The organism is Fontibacillus panacisegetis (assembly GCF_900102215.1).
GTDB lineage: Bacteria > Bacillota > Bacilli > Paenibacillales > Paenibacillaceae > Fontibacillus > Fontibacillus panacisegetis.
The window spans coordinates 59,267-79,233 of record NZ_FNBG01000019.1 but is presented as its reverse complement, the minus strand read 5'-3'; the positions used below and the strand labels follow the sequence as shown (position 1 = coordinate 79,233).

Sequence of the window (19,967 nt, the reverse complement as noted above, 5' to 3'; positions counted from 1 at the left end):
TCTGATTTGAGTCGTAAAGGAGTCATTCGCGGATTATTTTTTGAAATTGTTCCGTTCATTTGGAAGTCTTCTCCTCTAAGATTGTTTATTATGATCGTCATTCGGATACTGGAAGCACTCCAGCCGGCAGTTCAAATCTATTTGACCAAGCAACTCGTGGAACAGGCTGCGGTACTGTTTCAAGGCGACTCGAAAATGCTTGTACCTGCTTTAACAACGGTAGGTTGGCAGGCGTTATTTTTCCTGATCTCCTTAGGATTGAGATCAATTACTCATATGCTTCTTCTGGTCATTAAGCAAAAGGCTCAATATAAAATGGACAGTGTTATTGCGGATAAATGCTCGAGGCTGGATTATATATATTTCGAAGAGTCGGAATATTACGATCGCCTGCAAAGAGTAACTCAAGGACTTGCCTATCGCGGACTTTCGGTGCTGGATCATTTTTTTCTGGTACTGCAAAGTGTTGTAACACTAATCTCGCTTTTAATCGTTCTCACAAGCTTTCATTGGATGCTGTCAGTAGGTGTGCTGTGCTTAATCATCCCCTCCTTTATCATCAATATGAAGCTGGGCCAGAAAAGATATGAGCAAATGTATCGCCAAACTCCTACACATCGAAAAGTGGGTTATCTGATGGGATTGATGACAAGAAGAGAATCCGCGAAAGAGATGAAGCTGTTCAAGCTTTATCCTTACATTATCGATAAATGGGGCAGGCTATACTGGAAAAATGCCAAGGAAAAGGCAGGGTTAGAGAAAACGGGGCAGTGGTATGGCGGATTTACTGAGTTATTCTCTTATTCCTTTACGGCACTTTCTACTATCGTTGTTTTGTTCATTAGCTATACGGGAAGCATGACCGTTGGTGTTTTTGTAGCGATGATTCAGACCGTGACGACCGCCAAGGACAACATCATGCTAATTTCCGCCAATTTATCAGGCATTTATGAGAATGCGCTGTTTACCAGCGACCTGATTCAATTTCTCCACCTTCCGGATAAAAAGCAGGATGAGACGCAGGAGAAGGAGGACGTCTACATCAATCCGCTAGCACTTGCATCTGGCGGGCTTGTGGTTAACGGACTCAGCTTTACATATCCGAATCAAACTGAACCTGCGTTATCGGATATTGAATTTCATATTAAACCGGGTCAGAGGGTTGCGGTTGTTGGGCATAACGGAGCGGGTAAAAGCACGCTAGCCAAATGCTTGCTTGGTCTATACAGACCTCAACGAGGGCAAATGTTATGGAAAGGTAAGGATATATTTGAAGATGATGATTCCAGAGCGGTTAGCGCTGTTTTTCAGGATTTCGTGCAATATCAATTAACCTTGCGGGAAAATATCGGATTTGGAAATATCACCTCTATTGATAATGGAGCCCAACTGGAGATCGCAGCTGCCAAGACAGGAGTAGATATGATTTCACAGCGTTTACCCGGCGGCTATGATACTCAGCTAGGACATGAGTATGAAGGGGGAAAAGAGCTGTCGCAGGGTCAATGGCAAAAAGTAGCGTTAAGCAGATCCTATTTTAATGCCGATGCGGAGCTTGTGATTTATGATGAGCCTACGGCTGCCCTGGACCCATTAGCTGAAGCGGCATTGTTCGAACGATTCTCCGAGCTGGTAGAAGGAAAAACAAGCATTATGATCTCTCATCGATTGGGAAGCTGCAGGAATGCAGATTTGATTTTGGTGCTTAAAGGAGGGCGAATTGTGGAGCAGGGAACTCATGAGGAATTGCTCCGACTTCATGGAGAATATGCCCAGATGTATAAAGCACAGTCTCAGTGGTATGAGTCGGTTGCGGTGGTTTAGTTAGGTTCTGTCAGAAAGTAATCAAGTTCAATGATCAAGATATAACGTTTATTGGGTCAAGCAAGAACGCGGACAGGAGCAATTGGATAAACAATTGGCGGAGAAGAGTAAAACAGAAGAAAAATAAAAGATGACTGTATGGAACCTAAATCTCCAGATTGCTGTCAGAGAACAAACATGTTCAATGACAGATCCGGAGATTTTTTTAATGGATATGATGCTAAGATGGAACATTTTTGGAAAATTATCGTCAAGAACAGTAGGGATCATCAAATAAATAGGGGGCTATACAATGAGTAAACGATTAACAACATGGTTGTTAATTCTCCTTGCATCGATATTATTAACCGCCTGCTCTTCTACACCGAAACAAACGATTCAGTATGATGGAGATCCAGAAATGAAAGCATCCATTAAATTAATGTATCCTGGGGGAGAAGAATGGTTTGCCAAAGATTATGGAGATTTGTTCCGCGCGAAATATCCTAATATTGAAGTTACAGTAATTGATAATTGGGATAGACGCTACAAGGAAGTCTTGGAGAAAGAAAAACCTGATGTATTTGCACTAAACTTTTGGGATTACAAAAAACTTATTGAGGAAGATCTGTTATATGACTTGGACAATCTAATCACGAACGATGCATTTAACTTGGATGGAATGCACTCTGAACTGGTAAATTTCCTTAGACAGCAGGGAGGGGGAAAGTTATATGGACTACCCCCGGTATTTACCAATAAGACGATATACTACAATAAAGATTTATTTGATAAGTATAATGTTCCGTACCCGGAGGATCAGATGACGTGGGAAGAGTTGATTCAGCTAGCCAAGCGTTTTCCAGGGGAAGACGGGATAAATGGACTCTACATGGAATCCTTCTCCTCACTTTTAGAGGAAGTAGCTGATAATAATAGTCTTAGTATGATCAATGAAAAAAATATGAAGGTTACAGTAAATACTGAATCTTTCAAGAAAATTTTTGAGACACTATTGGATGCATATGAAGCAAAAGCAGTAGTCTCCCCAGTTCAGAGTGGGGGAAGTATATATGATCCTTTTATTACAGGTACTAGTGCCATGACAGTAAAGTATTATTCTTACATGTTTAATAATATTTATTGGGCTAAAGAGGAACGCGGTGACAACTTTCAATTGAATTGGGATGTAGCTTCAGCTCCAGTAAATGATAGTGATAGGGAGACAACTAAATCTCTCGTTTTCCAGAATATCTTTTCTGTGAATGCCAAATCTGGGCAAGCTCAGGCGGCGTGGGAACTCGTCAAGTTCGTAAATAGTGAAGAAGTTGCTAAAGCAAAATCAAAGACACCTAACCTTTCTTTATTAACTAGAACGGATTACATATATAATCCCGAAGGAAAGCGATTAGAGGTATTTTACAATAAGAAACCAAACATGAGTTGGGCTTTAGTTGATGAAAGTGCAATTCCAGTTCGATTCACGTCTAAATTGTTTGTAATTAGTGAGTCTGAGGTGAAGGCAGTAATGGCCGGAGTCAAAACGCTTGATGAGGCTCTTAAGTCAATTGAAGAGCGTGGACAGGAGCAATTGGATAAACAATTGGCTGAGAAGAGTATGACAGAATAAAAATAAAAGATGATTGTATTTAACCTAAATCTCCAGATTGCTGTCAGAGAACAAACATGTTCAATGACAGCAATCTGGAGATTTTTTTAATGGATATGATGTTAAGATGAAACATTTTTGGGAAATTACCGTCAAGAACAGTAGGGTCATCAAAAAAATAGGGGGCTATTCAATGAGTAAGCAATTAACAAAATGGTTAGCAGTAATCATGCTTATGTCTGTCTTTCTTACAGCTTGTTCATCTACTAAACAAACTATTCAATACGAAGGTGATTCGAAAATGCAGGCTACGATTACAGTGAAGTACTCAGGGGGGGAAGAGGTCTTTAATTTTGAATATGGAAATTTATTTCGAGCAAAGTATCCAAATATTGATGTTAAGTTAATTAATAATCTAGAAGATGAACCGGATGTATTACTACTAGGCTTCGATGAATATGGAGAATTTTTGGATGAAGGTAAGCTGTATGATTTAAATAACGTAATTACGGATGAAGCATTTAAGTTAGAGGGTATGAATCAGGGAGTCATTGATGTCCTTAAAGAACGCGGCAGAGGGAAATTATATGGTTTACCACCTCAATTTAGTAATCGTGCTCTCTTTTATAACAAAGATTTGTTTGATAAGTACACTATTCCGTATCCAACAGATGGAATGACATGGGAAGAAGTCCTTCAACTAGCTAAACGGTTCCCGATAGAGGATGGAGAAGGTGGTCTGTATACTCCTAGTCTGGGCTCGCTTCTAAGTAATATGGAAGAAGCTAAAGATCTTAGGAGAATCAACACCAAAGATATGAAAGTTACAGTTAATACGGATTCCTATAAGGAGTTATTCGAGACTATTCTAGACGCGAGTGAATCACAAGCGTTAAATATATTTGGACATGATGGATTCGCGAAAAATGATCCGTTTATAACGGGGCAAAGTGCAATGGCTTTTGAATACTATACTTATCTAAATAACAATATTTATTGGGTCAAGCAAGAGCGTGGCGAAGATTTTAATTTAAATTGGGATGTGGTTACTGCACCAGTAGATAAATCCAACAGGGAAGCAACACCATACTTCTTTATTCCAACTATATTCGCTGTTAATGCTAAAGCTCAAAATGTTCAAGCGGCATGGGAGTTTGTAAAGTTTGTAAATGGTGAAGAGTTTGCTACAATTAACTCTCGGACAACTACGAATAATATTCCAACTAGAACTGATTATGTATTTAATCCGGAAGGTAAGAGAATGGAAGCTTTTTTTTCAAATCTTAAAATGAACAGGACTCTAGTGAGCCATAGTTATTATGAAAATATCCCTATATCTTTTTTGAATGCTTTTCACGGCATAGTTGAATCGGAATTAAAGGCTGCTGCAGTTGGTGTTAAAACAATTGACGAGGCACTTGTGTCTATTGAAGAGCGTGGGCAGCAACAATTGGATAAACAATTGGCTGAGAAAAGTGTTGAGGAAGGAAAATAAACGAATCTTATAGCGTTGAACCGGACTGCTGTCAAAGAACAAACATGTTCAATAACAGGTTCGGAGATTTTTTTAATAAATAAGGTGTTAAGATGAAACATTTTTGGAAAATAACCATCATTAATAGTGATGTCATCAAATAAATAGGGGGCTAAACAATGAGTAAACGATTAACAACATGGTTGTTAATAATTCTCCTTGCATTGATAGTATTAACCGCCTGCTCTTCTACACCGAAACAAACCATCCAGTACGAAGGCGACTCGCAAATGCAGGCTACGATCACAGTAATGTATTCTGGTGGCTTAAATTTCTTTAATAAAGATTATGGGGATTTGTTCCGGGCTAAATATCCTAATATTGAGGTTAAGGTAGTTACCGCTAGTCCATGGAGTAATATTGAAAAGGTTCTAGAGGAGCAAAAACCAGATGTACTACTATTGTCGTATGAAGATTATGTAAAACTTATGGATGAGGGGAAACTGCTTGATCTGAATAACGTGATCACGGATGATGCATTCAATTTAGAAGGAATGAATCAAGATATTATCGGTTTTCTTAGACAAAGTGGTGGAGGGAAGCTCTACGGATTACCACCCTACTTTGGGAATACAGGTTTATTTTATAATAAAGATCTATTTGATAAATATAATATTCCTTATCCCCAAGATGGAATGACATGGGAGGAAGTATTTCAGTTGGCGAAACGGTTTCCGGTAGAGGATGGAATAAGTGGATTCTATAAAAATTATCTTGGAGCGCTTAGGTATAATATGGAAGCATCTCAGGGCCTTAAAACGGTTAATCCTAAAGAAATGAAAGTTACAATCAATACGGAATCCTATAAGAAATTGTTCGGGACGTTGCTAGACGCTTATCAATCCAAGACGTTAGAAGTTAAGGACTATGGAGAAGATGTGTACGATTCGTTTATTACGGGAAAGAGTGCGATGACTACAGAGTCTTATTATTACCTTAATAACAATATCTATTGGGCAAAAACAGATCGTGGAGATGATTTTCATTTGAATTGGGATGTCGCTGCAGCGCCGGTGGGTGAATCCAATCGGGAAGCAGCTCCAATGTTCATGTTCTACAGCATTTATGCTGTTAACGCGAATACTTCGGAAGCTCAAGCTTCGTGGGAATTAGTCAAGTTTATCAATAGTGAAGAAGTTGCCAAGATGAAATCGAGAACTACGACACACGCCATTCCTACTAGAACGGATTATATGTATAACCCGGAAGGAAAAAGAATGGAAATTTTTTATAAAAATATAAATATGGATTGGTCTTTAAATTATAATAGGCAAGATAAAAGGATTCCTAACAAGTTTAATAGTGCATTTAGTAATATTATGAACTCCGAATTCATGGCTGCTAGTAGAGGTGAAAAATCTGTTGATGAGGCTCTTCAATCTATTCAAGAGAGAGGACAAGAGGAATTGGATAAACAATTGGCTGAGAAGAGTGTTGAGGAAGGAAAATAAACGAATCTTATAGCGTTGAACCTATATCTCCGGACTGCTGTCAAAGAACAAACATGTTCAATGACAGATCTGGAGATTTTTTTAATGGATATGATGTTAAGATGAAACATTTTTGGGAAATCATCGTCAAGAATAGTAGGGGTCATCAGATAAAAATAGGGGGCTATTCAATGAGTAAACGATTAACAACATGGTTGTTAATAATTCTCCTTACATCGATAGTATTAACAGCCTGCTCTTCTACACCGAAACAAATTGTTCAGTACGAGGGTGACCCGCAAATGCAGGCTACGATTACAGTAATGTATTCTGGTGGTCTAAATTTCTTTAATAAAGATTATGGGGATCTGTTCCGTGCTAAATATCCTAACATTGAGGTTAAGGTAATTGGTGCATGGAGAGATGTTGAAAAGGTTCGAGAGGAACAGAAACCAGATGTTTTGTTGTTGTCTTATGAAGATTATGTAAAGTTGACAGGTGAAGGGAAATTGTATGACCTAAATAACATGATTACGGAGGATGCATTCAATTTAGAGGGGGTGAATCAAGATATTATTGATTTTCTCAGACAAAGTGGCGGGGGGAGGCTATATGGGTTACCGCCGCATTTTGACAATCAAGCTCTTTTTTATAATAAAGATTTGTTTGATAAGTATAATATCCCATACCCCCAAGATGGAATGACATGGAATGAAGTATTTCAATTGGCAAAACGCTTTCCTGTAGAGGATGGAGTAAGTGGTTTTAAGACAGCTCACCTTAGTTCGCTCAGATACAAAATGGAGACGTCACAAGGTCTTAGATCGGTTAATCGTAAAGAAATGAAAGTAACCGTCAACACAGAGTCCTATAAAAAATTGTTCGAGACCTTGGTAGATGCTCATCGATCCAGCACGCTAGAAATAAAGGATTATGGAGAGGAGGTGTATGATTCGTTTATTACCGGGAAAAGTGCGATGACAGTAGATTATTACTATTACCTTAACAACAATATATATTGGGCAAAGACAGAACGTGGAGATGATTTTCATCTAAATTGGGATGTCGCTACAGCGCCGGTAGGTGAATCGAATAGCAAAGCAACGCCATATTTCATTTTCGGAAATATTTACACTGTAAATGCTGACACTTTGGAGGCTCAAGCCGCTTGGGAGTTAGTAAAATTTATCAATAGTGAAGAAGTTGCCAGGATGAAATCCCGAACTACGACAAATTCGATCCCAACTAGAACAGATTACATATATAACCCGGAAGGAAAGCGGATGGAGATTTTTTATAAGAATCTAAATATGGATTGGGCCTTAAGGGAGAATAACCCCAAAACAAATATTCCCGACAATTTTTATGTAATTCTTGGTGCCATTATGGATTCGGAATTCATGGCTGCTAGTAGAGGAGATAAATCCATCGACGAGGCTCTTCAATCTATTCAGGAGAGAGGACAGGAGGAATTAGACAAACAATTGGTTGAGAAGAGTAAGAAAGAAGATCAATAAACGATGGCCGCAACCAAATAATTACTCGGGGGGTTGTTGATGAGTAGATTAACAAGATTATTAGGACTTGTCGTATTAATCGTTGCCATAAGTGCATGCTCCAATAGAGCAGAGACGATTCAATATGAGGGTGATCCTACAATAAAGGCCACATTAAAGGTGATGTCCGATAGCAGTAAGGAAAATTTTATGAGTAATGTGGGGGAGTTATTTAATCAAAAATATCCTAATGTCGAATTTGAAGTGGTTTTATTCAATTCAGAGAATTATATGGAGGTTGCCGATCGAGAAAAACCCGACGTCATGGTTGTGTCAAAGGGTCAATACGAGCAATTTATAGAGGAAGGTCAATTAAGTGATATTGATACCCTGCTTTCTGACGATAGATTTCATGTCGAGGGTATAGTTCCTGAAATGCTGAATTACCTAAGGGATGTAGGAAAAGGGAAATTGTATGGCATACCAGCTCGATTTACGAGCAAGGGACTTTATTATAATAAGGACTTGTTTGATAAATATGGGGTTCCGTATCCAGAGGATCAAATGACATGGGAAGAAGTGTTTCAGTTAGCCGCGCGATTTCCATCTGAAGATGGAGTATACGGGTTCTATTCGCGCAGTTTCCCTGATTTGGTAGATGATATAGCGCTGAGCCGGGGATTAGCTGGAATTAATGCAAAAGATATGCGGATGAACGTGGGTTCTGAATCATATAGAGAAGTATTTCAAATGATTATGGATGCTTATAACTCAAATTCAGTAACACTCCCTGACATTCCATTTACAGAACTGTATGACCCCTTCATAACGGGAACAAGTGCAATGACCGTAGATTTCAATAATTACATTAACAGACTCTATGGGCTTAAAGAAAAGCAGGGGGAGCAGTTTGATTTGAACTGGGATATCGTAACGGCTCCTGTAGCCCAGAATAAACGTACTATTTCACGTGATATTTCTCCTTATATGCTTGTTGCTGGTATACACGTAATTAATAAGGACTCAACTCAAAAACAAGCAGCATGGGAATTTGTGAAATTCGCAACGGGTGAACAATTAGCTAAAGCAAGCTCAAGAAAATCCAGTCTCTTTTTTCCTGTAAGAATCGATTATATTTATAATCCGGAAGGAAAGCGTATGGAGAGCTTCTATAAACTTAAGCCGGAAGTGAACTTTATCGGTAATTATGACTTGCTTCCAGATGGGGTATTTATAAAAGTCAAGGACATCATTACCTCCGAAGGCAAAGCCGCCATGGTTGGCGCCAAGACTCTCGATGAAGCCATCTCTTCCATGCAAGAACGCGGGCAGCAGGTGCTAGATCAGAATCCACGAAAATAATCAGATTAGTTTTTATTACCTAAATCTCCAGATTTCTATCAGAGAACAGTCATGTTCAATGATGAGGCTGGAGATTTTTTTATGGATATGATGTTAATATGCAACATTTTTGGAAAATAATCGTCAGGGATAGTTAGGTAGGGATAATCAAATAAAAATAGGGGGCTAATCAATGGGTAAACGATTAACAACATGGTTAGCAGTAATCATTGTTATGTCTGTCTTTTTTACAGCTTGTTCATCATCTAGTAAAGAGACCATTCAATATGAAGTTGATCCTCAAGTGAAGGCCACTATCACAGTGGGGTATGGGGATCAGGGCACATTCGATTTTTTCTATGGAAATTTATTTCGAGCAAAGTATCCAAATATTGATGTTAAGGTAACTCAAGATGAGCCGGATGTATTTGTGCTAAGTTTGGAGAAATATGATGAATATTTGGATGAAGGTAAGCTGTATGATCTAAATAACGTAATTACGGATGATTCATTTAAGTTAGAGGGTATGAATCAGGATGTTATTGATATCCTTAGACAACGCGGTAGGGGAAAATTATACGGTTTACCCCCTTACTTTAATAATCAAGCTCTTTTCTATAATAAGGATTTGTTTGATAAGTACAATATTCCGTATCCAACAGATGGAATGACATGGGAAGAAGTTCTTCAACTAGCCAAACGATTCCCGATCGATGATGGAGTAAGTGGATTGTATACTCGTAGTCTGGGTGATCTTCTAAGTAACATGGAACAAACTAAAAATCTTGAGAAAATCAATGCCAAAGATATGAAAGTTACAATGAATTCAGATTCCTATAAGGAGTTAATAGAGACTATTCTGGATGCGAATAAATCACAAGCGTTAAATGTGTTCTTTCATGATGGATTCGCGAAAAATGATCCATTTATAACGGGAAAAAGTGCAATGACTTTTGAATACTATACTTATTTAAACAACAACATTTATTGGGTCAAGCAAGAGCAAGGGGATAATTTCCATTTAAATTGGGATGTGGCTGCTGCACCTGTAGATGAATCCAATAGGGAAGCATCACCATACTTCTTTATTCCTACTATATTCGCTGTTAACACTAAATCTCAAAATGTTCAAGCGGCATGGGAGTTTGTAAAATTTATTAATGGTGAAGAGTTCGCAAAAATTAACTCTCGGACGACTACAAATAGTATTCCGACTAGAACTGATTATGTATATAATCCTGATGGCAAAAGAATAGAAGTTTTTTATTCAAATCTTAAAATGAACAGGGCTTTAGTGAGTCATAGTTATTACGATAATATCCCTATTAATTTTGGAGGTGTTTTTTACAACATAGTTGAATCGGAGTTAAAGGCTGCTGCGGTTGGTGCTAAATCAATTGATGAGGCACTTGTGTCTATTGAAGAGCGTGGTCAGGAACAATTGGATAAACAATTAGCGGAGAAGAGTAATGCAGAAGGGAAATAATCGATTGTTATAGATTTAAACCTAAATCACCAGCTGACAATAGAGTTTTTGGGGGGCAATACAATGATAAACAGACCTTCAATTCTTTTAATAACCGTTCTGTTGCTATTCGTTTCGTACCTCCTGCACGAACAGAATATATATATAATCCGGAAGGAAAAAGAATGGAAGCTTTCTACACTTTGAATCCTGACATCAATCGTATATTAATTGATTATGCTTCGTTCCCGGATAGATTTTACACTAATATTAGCGGGATTATTAATTCTGAACTGCGAGCTGTGACAGTGGGAGCTAAAACTCTAGATGAGGCAATGGTATCTATGCAAGAACGAGGGCAGTTGCTTCTGGATAAAAAATAGGGGGCTATTATATGAGGATTCGATTAACGGCATTGCTGGTAGTAACCCTTGTTGTAACCATGCTGTTTTCCGCCTGCTCGTCCACCAAAGAAACCCTCCAATATGAAGGCGATCGCCAAATGCAAGCTGCACTAAAGGTTATGACAAATACAAGTGAAAGATCATTTAAAGAGAACTACGGCGATTTATTATAACAAGGACCTGTTTGATAAGTATCAGATTCCTTATCCCAATGATGGGATGACATGGGAAGAAGTGATACAACTGGCTAAAAGATTCCCTACGGACAACGGGGTTAGTGGCCTGTATATACAGGATTTCAATACCTTCGTTAATGAAATTGCATTAAGCGAGAATCTGAAACCAGTTAATGAGAAGGAAAAAAAGCTGGCTCTAAATACTGAATCCTATAGGAAAATCTTTGAGATGATTATGGATGCCTACGAATCGAAGGCAGTTGTTATGCCGTTTCTTGATCCCTTTAATGTGTATGATCCTTTTATTATAGGTGAAAGTGCCATGACCGTGGATTATTACTATTACATGAATAACAAGATTAACTGGGCTAAAGAGGAAAAGGGGAATCATTTGAATTGGGAATTGGCTACAGCTCCTGTAGATGAATCAAATCGTGAGGTTTCATCATTTTTTGTTGCTAGTGGTTTTCTATCCATCAATGCTGAATCGGAGAACAAGCAGGCAGCGTGGGAATTTGTTAAGTTCATCAACAGTAAAGAATATGCAAAGGCTAAATCAAGAACGAATGGATTCTCTCCTCTGGCTAGAACTGGCTATATCTATAATCCAGAAGGAAAACGAATGGAGGCTTTTTTTACGCTAAAGCCTGATCTGGACCGTTCCTTTGTAAATTTTGATTTATTCCCGGACGGCTTTTTCGGAAGCTTGCAGGATATCATTAATTCTGAAGGTAAAGCAGCGATGGTGGGAGCTAAGACTTTAGACGAAGCTATATCGTCGATGCAGCAGCGCGGGGAACAGCAGCTTGAACGGAATGAACCTAAATAGGTCAGTATTTGTATAAAGTTTGAGGTGCCATGATGAGTATAAAAGTGCAAAAAACTATACTACTAAATATGCTGGTGTTATTGTCTGTAATATTAACCTCCTGTTCATCAACAGGAGAGACCCTTCAATATGAGGGCGACAAGCAGATGCGCGCGAAGCTAAAGATTATGGCAATTGATAGTAAGAAGGGCTTTATGGAGGACTATGGTGATCTGTTCAATGCCAAGTACCCTAATATTGAGATTGAGCTTATTAATTTTGGGGAAAATAACTTCGATGAAGTTTTAGCTAGTGAGAATCCAGATGTACTGCTTACTTCGCTGGATCAATATGAACAGCTTGTTCAGAACAATAAGCTATATGACTTGGATGCCCTTATGAATAAGGATGAGTTCAATCTTAACGGAATGCATCAAGGTATTGTAGAGTATCTGAGAGTGACTGGAAAAGGTAAATTGTATGGGTTACCCCCTCAATTGCTGCCAAAGGCTCTTTTTTACAATAAAGATTTATTCGACAAATATAGTATTCCTTACCCGGAGGATCAGATGACATGGGAAGAAGTTCTTCAATTAGCAGGGCGATTCCCAGTAGAGGATGGCGTTAATGGGTTGTATATGAGAGATTTCAACGCCTTTGTCGAGGCGCTGTCACGGAGCACTAGCTTGAGTTTGGTCAACGTGAAGGATCTCAGGGTAACGATAAACACAGATTCATATAACAGGATGTTCAACATGATACTGGATGCTCATCAATCGGGGGCTGTTGTCATGCCTGGCTTGGATGCATTAGATGTAAACGATCCTTTTGTTACGGGAGCCAGCGCCATGACTATGGATTACTACTATTACATAAATAATAACATTGGCCGTGCCAAGATTGAGCAAGGTAATAAGCTTCATTTGAATTGGGATGTTGTTACAGCTCCGGTGAATGAGACCAATCGTGAGATTTCTCCCTACTTTCATTTAGTAGCTATTTTCTCGGTTCAAGCCAAGTCGGAGCAAAAGCAGGCTGCATGGGAATTTGTGAAATTCGTGAACAGTGAGGAATTTGCCCAGGCGAGATCCAGGACGAACCAATTTACTCTTCCTTCCAGGGCCGATTTTGTCTATAACCCCGAAGGAAAACGAATGGAAGCCTTCTACAAGCTGAAACCTGATGTGAATTGGACCCCGGTCAACTATGATCTGCTCCCAAAAGGATTTTACGGAAAAATGAGGGATATCATCAATTCTGAAGGAAAAGCGACAATGGTGGGGACAAAAACTTTGGAGGAAGCGATTGCTTCCATACAGGAACGCGGACAGCAGCTGCTAGAGCAAAATAAATAGTCAGGCTAATTCTGTTTAAAATGAATAGGGGGCTATTCCATGAGAAAACGTTTAATTGGAATACTGATGGTTGTTCTTTTACTTACTCTTCTCTCTTCAGCCTGCTCCTCCACTGAAGAGAGTATTCATTACGAAGGCGATCCGAAAATGACTGCTACGATCAAGTTGATGGCTCTGGGCAGTAAAGACGATTATATGAAGAGGTATATAGATATATTCAACTCGAAGTTTCCCAATATTGAGATACAGTACATAAATTACCTTCTAGACGATGCTTTTATGAAGAAGCTACAAGAAGAGAAACCGGATGTCCTAATACTATTCTTGGATCAATACATGCAATTAACTGAGGAAAACAGGCTGTACGATCTAAGTACTTTGTTAGCAAATGATGATTTTGATTTAGAAGGTATTCATCCGGAGATTGTAGCCGCATTTCGAGAGATGGGAAAAGGCAAACTATATGGGCTGCCGCCAAATTTTCAGTCCCAAGCGCTCTACTATAATAAAGATCTGTTCGATAGGTATGGTATTCCTTATCCGCAAGATAGGATGACTTGGGAAGAGGTGATCCAGTTAGCCAAGCGATTCCCTGCAGAGGACGGAATTAGCGGACTGTATATGCAGGATTTCAATACATTGGTTGACGAAATTTCCTGGACCAAAAATCTGCGGAAGGTCAACGAAAAGGACATGCAAGTAACTCTCAATTCAGATTCTTATAAACAAGTGTTTGATCTGATATTTGATGCTTACAAATCTAATCATATTGTAGTACCCGGTTTAGATCCTTTTGATATCAACGATCCATTTTTATCTGGCACAAGTGCCATGACGGTTGACTACTATTACTATATGTATCATAAAATTGGCGGAGCAAAAATGAAAAAAGGGGCTGATTATCATTTGAATTGGGATATAGTCACGGTTCCGGTTGATGAATCTGATCGTAATTCCTCACCCTCCTTCATGTTTGGTGGAATATTCTCAATCAATGCAGATTCTGAGCAGAAGCAGGCTGCATGGGAGTTCGTCAAGTTTGTGAATAGTGAGGAATTCGCTAAGGCCAAATCAAGAACCATAGAATCTATGCCGCTTCCTTCTACGAGGACAGAATTTATTTATAATCCGGAAGGGAAACATATGGAAGCTTTTTATATTCTAAAGCCGAAAATTCAAACATTTATTAATTATGATTTATTTCCCAATAGATTTTTTAGTAATTTAAAGGGCATTGTCAATTCCGAAGGTAAAGCCGTCTGGGCAGGCGTTAAAACGCCTGAAGAAGCTATCGCTTCCATGCAAGAGCGTGCTCAGAAGTTTTTGGATGAAAATGCAAAGAAAAAGGATTAATCAACTCATATAAAATTGGGGGTTATTGAAATGAGAATTCGATTAAAAGCAATACTTGTAGTCTTTCTTTTTGCATCAATTTTTACTACCGCCTGCTCCTCCACCAAAGAAACGATTCAATATGAAGGCGACCCACAAATGAAAGCTTCAATTAAAATTATGTATCCAGGTGGTAAAGAACCATTTATGAAGGAATACGGTGATCTTTTTGCAGCAAAGTATCCTAACATAGAGCTCAACGTTATTAATATTAGCTGGAATCAATTTACGAAAACTATGGAGGAAGAGAAACCGGATGTCATGACGGTGGGCATTGGTGAATATGCAGAGTTGCTGGAAGACAATAGATTATATGATTTGAACGATGTCATCACTAATGATGCATTCGATCTCGAGGGTATACACCCAGAGATTGTCAGCATGCTTAGACAGTACGGGAATGGGAAGCTGTACGGGTTGCCTCCTACATTTATTAATCAGGCGCTTTTCTATAATAAAGATTTATTCGATAAGTATAGTGTTCCCTATCCAACGGATGGGATGACTTGGGGAGAGGTACTGGATTTAGCGAAGAGGTTCCCTGTAGAGGAAGGGATAAACGGCTTTTTTATGAGGGACTTCAATTCGTTGCAAGAGGTAATAGCTCAAGCCGAAAACCTTAGTGTGATTAATACCAAGGATAGCAAAGTGACGATAAATACCAATGAGTATAAGAAAGTATTTGAAATGATCTTGGATGCCTATGATTCTAAAGCACTAGTATTACCTAATACTGATGCATTTGAGGTCTATGACCCTTTTATAACGGGAACTAGCGCGATGACTATGGATTACTACTATTATCTAAATAACCAGATTTATTGGGCCAAAGCAGAGAAAGGTGATGAATTCCAGCTTAATTGGGACCTAGCTTCAGCCCCAGCTGCAGAATCTAGCCGTGATGTTTCTTCGTACTATTATTTTGGTGATATCTTCACAGTTAATGCTGATTCGGCAAATAAGCAGGCCGCTTGGGAACTCGTTAAATTTGTTAACAGTGATCAGTTGGCTAAGCAAAAATCGCGAACAACCAGTTTTGCAGCACCGACACGTACTCAATATTTATACAATCCAGACGGTAAACGAGTTGAAGCCTTCTATAATCAGAAGCTTAAGCTGGAACACTTTAAGAAGGACTGGACTGCTGTCCCTGATGGGTTCAATTCGCAGATGAAGGGAATTATTAATTCCGAAGCAAAGGCAGTGATGGTTGGTGCTAAAACTCTCGATGAAGCTATGGGGTCCATGCAGGAACGAGGTCAACAGTTTTTGGATCAGAAGCTTAAAAAATAGTACGAAATAACAAGAGTCGAAACGAACCTTCAAACCAAAATGTAAATGAGGATGAAGGTTCATTTCTTTTGCTTTTGTGAAGTGTATTTTGTAGATAGGACAGTATTTCGGATTTATCATGTTAGTTTTTTGTAAGTTTCTGCACGGGGAAAGGGAAATCAGGCTGACATGTTACGTGGCAATCGCAAAAAGACAATGATATAATAAACAAGATTTGTGGAGCTTCGAAATTGGAAAAGTAGCCGCACAATTGAAGACTGAGCAATAAACCGGAGGGACAAACTATGGCAAAACTGGTGGTATGTGATCACCCCTTAATTCAACACAAATTGACTTTTATTCGTGACATGAGAACGAATACTAAGGATTTTCGCGAATTGGTCGATGAAGTAGCTACGCTGATGGCTTATGAAATAACAAGAGATATTCCGCTGGAATCGATAACTGTACAGACACCTGTCGCTGAGGCAGAGTCGCGTGTCATCTCTGGGCGAATGCTCGGACTTATTCCGATTCTTCGTGCAGGCCTTGGGATGCTGGATGGAGTATTGAAATTGCTTCCTGCTGCCAAAGTAGGACATGTAGGATTGTTCCGCGATCCTCAAACTTTGCAACCTGTTGAATATTACATCAAGCTTCCTACGGACGTACAAGAGCGCGAGCTAATTGTTATTGACCCGATGCTGGCTACTGGCGGATCGGCGATAGCAGCGATTGATGCGCTTAAGAAACGTGGCTGCACACAAATTAAAATGATGAATCTGATTGCTGCACCTGAGGGAGTCAAAGCAGTACAAGATGCCCATCCAGACGTTGATATATATGTGGCTGCTCTTGATGAGCGTCTTGATGAACATGGTTACATTATTCCTGGACTTGGAGATGCTGGAGATCGGTTGTACGGAACTAAATAAAAATGAATGAATGGTGAAATGAACCAGGGAAGGGATATCATGTCGAAAATTAAAGTAATGACGATTTTTGGCGTTCGGCCGGAAGCGATTAAGATGGCCCCGCTTATTTTGGAACTGCAGAAGCACCCTGAACACATCGAGTCGATTGTGTGTGTGACCGCTCAGCATCGTGAAATGCTTGATCAAGTGCTGGATGTTTTCAAAATTGTTCCTGACTATGATCTGGACGTTATGAAGTCGAATCAGAGCCTTAATGAGATAACGATTCGTGTGCTGCAAGGATTAGAAGGCGTTCTGCGTGAAGCTAAGCCTGATATCGTGCTTGTACATGGTGATACGCTAACTACTTTTTTGGCTAGCTATGCGGCCTTCCTTCAACAAATTAAGGTTGGGCATGTAGAAGCAGGTCTTCGTACCTGGAACAAAATGTCGCCATATCCTGAGGAAATGAACCGCCAGTTAACGGGTGTTCTTGCTGACCTTCATTTTGCTCCGACGGAATGGTCTGCGGGTAATTTGCTCAAAGAGAATAAGCCAGAGTCAAGCATATATATCACAGGCAATACAATTACCGATGTGTTTCAATATACTGTACAGCCTAATTATGAAAATTCTGTGCTTGAATGGGCCGCAGGTAAGCGGCTTATTCTCATGACAGCCCATCGCCGAGAATCTCAAGGTGAGCCGCATATGAACATTTTTCGCGCGGTTAGAAGGATTGCAGATGAATTTGAGGATGTAGCGATCGTATATCCAGTTCATCCAAGTCCTGCAGTGAAAGAACCGGCTTATGCAACTTTGGGCGATCATCCACGTATTAAGCTTATTGATGCATTGGATGTTGTGGACTTCCATAACTTCTATCAGCATACGCATCTAATCCTTACTGACTCCGGTGGTTTGCAGGAAGAAGCACCTTCTTTCGGTGTTCCAGTGCTTGTCTTGCGTGACACTACCGAACGTCCTGAGGGGATTGAGGCTGGTACGTTGGAACTGGTAGGCACAGATGAGGAGATGGTATATGAGCGGACTAAAGCACTTCTCAGTGACAAGGAACTTTATGATTCTATGAGTCGGGCCGCTAACCCGTACGGAGATGGAAAGGCATCTGAGAGAATTGTCAATGCTATTTGTCACCATTTCGGAATTATCAGTCAACGTCCTGAGGAATTTCACAAAAAGTTCACAAAATAACAAAAATAAGTTTTGATCACAGCCGTGAAAAAGTATACAGTATTACTGTACGGTGTATACGTTCGTTTCAGGAATTTCAAGGACGTTTTTAGCAATTCGCTACTTTAAATCACTAAAAAACCTCAATTGACAAAGAGTCTTCACAATTAGTAAAATAAATTGGGATTATTAGGGTGATATAAATGAATGATCCTGTAAAACCTGATAATAATGGAAACGCGTGGAAAGCAATTGGATTAGTAACTGCTCTAGGAACTAACCTCGCAGTATGTACTGTCGGAGGTTATTATCTAGGTTCATGGCTAGATCGTCATTGGCTAGGGAGCGGACTTGGCATAGGTCTTGGCGTTCTTGTGGGCATTGTGGCAGGAATTCTAGGTATTATCACTCTGATTAAGTCAGTCATGGGGGGAAAAAATGGATGAGCTGGCGAAATACAGCCGTGCTTTGACAGTCGGAACTTTAGGCTTCTTGATGTTATGTTTTCTGGGCGGAGCATTACTGCCGGAATACCAAAGTATTGCTCTGGGGATGGCGCTTGGTGGTGGAGTAAGCTGGTTTAATGCTTACTATCTTGGTCGCAAGGTACGACAAGTATCTGAAGCGGCAATTGCCGGCAACTCGAAGAGACTCAGCATGGGCTTCTTGACCAGGACAGCAATGGCTGTTCTGTCAGTATATGTCGCTATGAAATATCCGCAACACTTCAATTTGTATGCGGTTGCCGGAAGTCTTGCTTTTGCACAGTTATTTCTTTTATTCGTAGGTATTAGATTTTCTCGTAATTCATAAGTAGAAATTCAACCTTGGAATGGGGGTGAGAAAACATGCATGAAGCTCCAGTCATTGAAGTAGGCGGGTTGCATCTTGATCTGTCTGTCATTTTGATGCTGCTAGTTACCTGTACGATCGTGTTTGTCGTCGCCCGACTTGCGACACGGAATTTGTCCGTGGAGAACCCTGGCAAACTACAGAACTTTATGGAATGGGTAGTTGAGTTCATTCGCAATATGATCTCTAGCACTATGGATTGGAAGAAAGGAAAACCATTTCTTTCACTTGCTATGACTATGATTTTGTTCATATTTGTAGCCAATATGCTCGGGCTTCCGTTCGGTGTAGTTACAGAATATCACGATCCGGCTAAAGCAACGATTTTTGGCCACGAGATTACAAGCGTTACTGAGGTATTTAAAGCGGCACATGAGAAGGGTGAAGAAGCACACGCCGAAGTTGCATGGTGGAAATCGCCAACAGCTGATCTAAGCGTGACGATGGGATTGGCTCTAATTGTATTCTTGTTATCCCATGGTTTGGGATTATTCAAAAATACGAAGAACTACCTGAAGCACTATGTCCAACCGTATCCATTCTTCCTGCCGATCAACATTATCGAGCAGCTCTCGAAACTGTTGACGCATGGCGTGCGTCTATACGCTAACATTTTTGCGGGTGAGGTTCTGATTTCTACCATCATGACATTAGCAAAAGCTAGTATCATTGGGGCAATCTTCTCAGTACCACTCCTCATGGCATGGCAAGGATTCAGTATCTTTGTCGGTGCGATTCAGGCCTTTGTCTTTGTTATCTTGATGATGGTATACATTTCGCAAAACCTTGAGAGTCACGATGAAGAACATCATTAATCAATAAATTATTGTAGTTATAAGAGTTTCAAGTTAAGGAATGGAGCTAGACTTCTAACCTGACTGAACATATAAAAAATGATTTTTAATTTTAAGGAGGATATACA

At 39.6% G+C, this 19,967-nt stretch carries 18 protein-coding genes; all 18 read left to right on the top strand.

Annotated elements, in window-relative coordinates; all coding sequences use genetic code 11:
• Window positions 1–6: 6 nt before the first annotated feature.
• The 18 genes from BLS49_RS15930 to atpB all read left to right on the top strand — a co-directional run bounded on the left by BLS49_RS15930 (window position 7) and on the right by atpB (window position 19,860).
• A complete protein-coding gene (locus BLS49_RS15930; protein WP_091232656.1) occupies window positions 7–1,824 on the top strand; it encodes an ABC transporter ATP-binding protein in 1,818 nt (605 codons plus the stop codon).
• A gap of 292 nt (window positions 1,825–2,116) precedes the next feature.
• Complete coding sequence (locus BLS49_RS15925; RefSeq protein ID WP_091232653.1) at window positions 2,117–3,433, top strand: ABC transporter substrate-binding protein; 1,317 nt, start codon at window positions 2,117–2,119, stop codon at window positions 3,431–3,433.
• A gap of 172 nt (window positions 3,434–3,605) precedes the next feature.
• Window positions 3,606–4,907: an ABC transporter substrate-binding protein gene (locus BLS49_RS15920; RefSeq protein ID WP_175471436.1), complete on the top strand. Its 1,302-nt coding sequence runs from the start codon at window positions 3,606–3,608 to the stop codon at window positions 4,905–4,907.
• Between the two features lie 158 nt (window positions 4,908–5,065).
• Entirely contained in the window at window positions 5,066–6,397 is a 1,332-nt protein-coding gene (locus BLS49_RS15915) for an ABC transporter substrate-binding protein (protein WP_091232647.1), read from the top strand.
• A 170-nt stretch (window positions 6,398–6,567) separates the two neighbouring features.
• Window positions 6,568–7,893 (top strand): ABC transporter substrate-binding protein, encoded by a 1,326-nt coding sequence (locus tag BLS49_RS15910; RefSeq protein WP_175471435.1) that lies wholly within the window; start codon window positions 6,568–6,570, stop codon window positions 7,891–7,893.
• A 39-nt stretch (window positions 7,894–7,932) separates the two neighbouring features.
• Window positions 7,933–9,234, top strand: coding sequence for an ABC transporter substrate-binding protein (locus tag BLS49_RS15905; RefSeq protein ID WP_091232641.1), 1,302 nt, complete (start codon window positions 7,933–7,935; stop codon window positions 9,232–9,234).
• A 172-nt stretch (window positions 9,235–9,406) separates the two neighbouring features.
• Entirely contained in the window at window positions 9,407–10,699 is a 1,293-nt protein-coding gene (locus BLS49_RS15900) for an ABC transporter substrate-binding protein (RefSeq protein ID WP_091232638.1), read from the top strand.
• Window positions 10,700–10,863: 164 nt separating this feature from the next.
• Window positions 10,864–11,061 (top strand): hypothetical protein, encoded by a 198-nt coding sequence (locus BLS49_RS15895; RefSeq protein WP_091232635.1) that lies wholly within the window; start codon window positions 10,864–10,866, stop codon window positions 11,059–11,061.
• 11 nt (window positions 11,062–11,072) lie between these two features.
• Entirely contained in the window at window positions 11,073–11,255 is a 183-nt protein-coding gene (locus BLS49_RS15890; RefSeq protein ID WP_091232632.1) for a hypothetical protein, read from the top strand.
• Window positions 11,215–12,087 (top strand): extracellular solute-binding protein, encoded by an 873-nt coding sequence (locus tag BLS49_RS15885; RefSeq protein ID WP_175471434.1) that lies wholly within the window; start codon window positions 11,215–11,217, stop codon window positions 12,085–12,087. Before BLS49_RS15890 ends, BLS49_RS15885 begins: the two co-directional genes overlap by 41 nt.
• 29 nt (window positions 12,088–12,116) lie before the next feature.
• Entirely contained in the window at window positions 12,117–13,421 is a 1,305-nt protein-coding gene (locus BLS49_RS15880) for an ABC transporter substrate-binding protein (protein ID WP_091232625.1), read from the top strand.
• Window positions 13,422–13,460: 39 nt separating this feature from the next.
• The gene (locus BLS49_RS15875; RefSeq protein WP_091232622.1) at window positions 13,461–14,774 is read left to right on the top strand and encodes an ABC transporter substrate-binding protein; all 1,314 of its coding nucleotides are present in this window, start codon (window positions 13,461–13,463) and stop codon (window positions 14,772–14,774) included.
• Window positions 14,775–14,804: 30 nt separating this feature from the next.
• The gene (locus BLS49_RS15870; protein WP_091232620.1) at window positions 14,805–16,106 is read left to right on the top strand and encodes an ABC transporter substrate-binding protein; all 1,302 of its coding nucleotides are present in this window, start codon (window positions 14,805–14,807) and stop codon (window positions 16,104–16,106) included.
• Window positions 16,107–16,390: 284 nt separating this feature from the next.
• On the top strand, window positions 16,391–17,020 hold the full coding sequence (gene upp / locus BLS49_RS15865) for a uracil phosphoribosyltransferase (RefSeq protein WP_091232617.1): 630 nt from the start codon (window positions 16,391–16,393) through the stop codon (window positions 17,018–17,020).
• A gap of 39 nt (window positions 17,021–17,059) precedes the next feature.
• On the top strand, window positions 17,060–18,214 hold the full coding sequence (gene wecB / locus BLS49_RS15860) for a non-hydrolyzing UDP-N-acetylglucosamine 2-epimerase (RefSeq protein ID WP_091232726.1): 1,155 nt from the start codon (window positions 17,060–17,062) through the stop codon (window positions 18,212–18,214).
• A gap of 182 nt (window positions 18,215–18,396) precedes the next feature.
• Window positions 18,397–18,639 carry an AtpZ/AtpI family protein gene (locus tag BLS49_RS15855; protein WP_091232613.1) on the top strand — a complete coding sequence of 81 codons (243 nt, stop codon included), beginning with the start codon at window positions 18,397–18,399 and terminating at the stop codon, window positions 18,637–18,639.
• Window positions 18,632–19,006, top strand: coding sequence for an ATP synthase subunit I (locus BLS49_RS15850; protein WP_091232610.1), 375 nt, complete (start codon window positions 18,632–18,634; stop codon window positions 19,004–19,006). The genes BLS49_RS15855 and BLS49_RS15850 overlap by 8 nt, the downstream gene beginning before the upstream one ends.
• A gap of 35 nt (window positions 19,007–19,041) precedes the next feature.
• Entirely contained in the window at window positions 19,042–19,860 is an 819-nt protein-coding gene (gene atpB, locus BLS49_RS15845) for a F0F1 ATP synthase subunit A (RefSeq protein ID WP_091232607.1), read from the top strand.
• The last annotated feature ends 107 nt before the right edge of the window (window positions 19,861–19,967 follow it).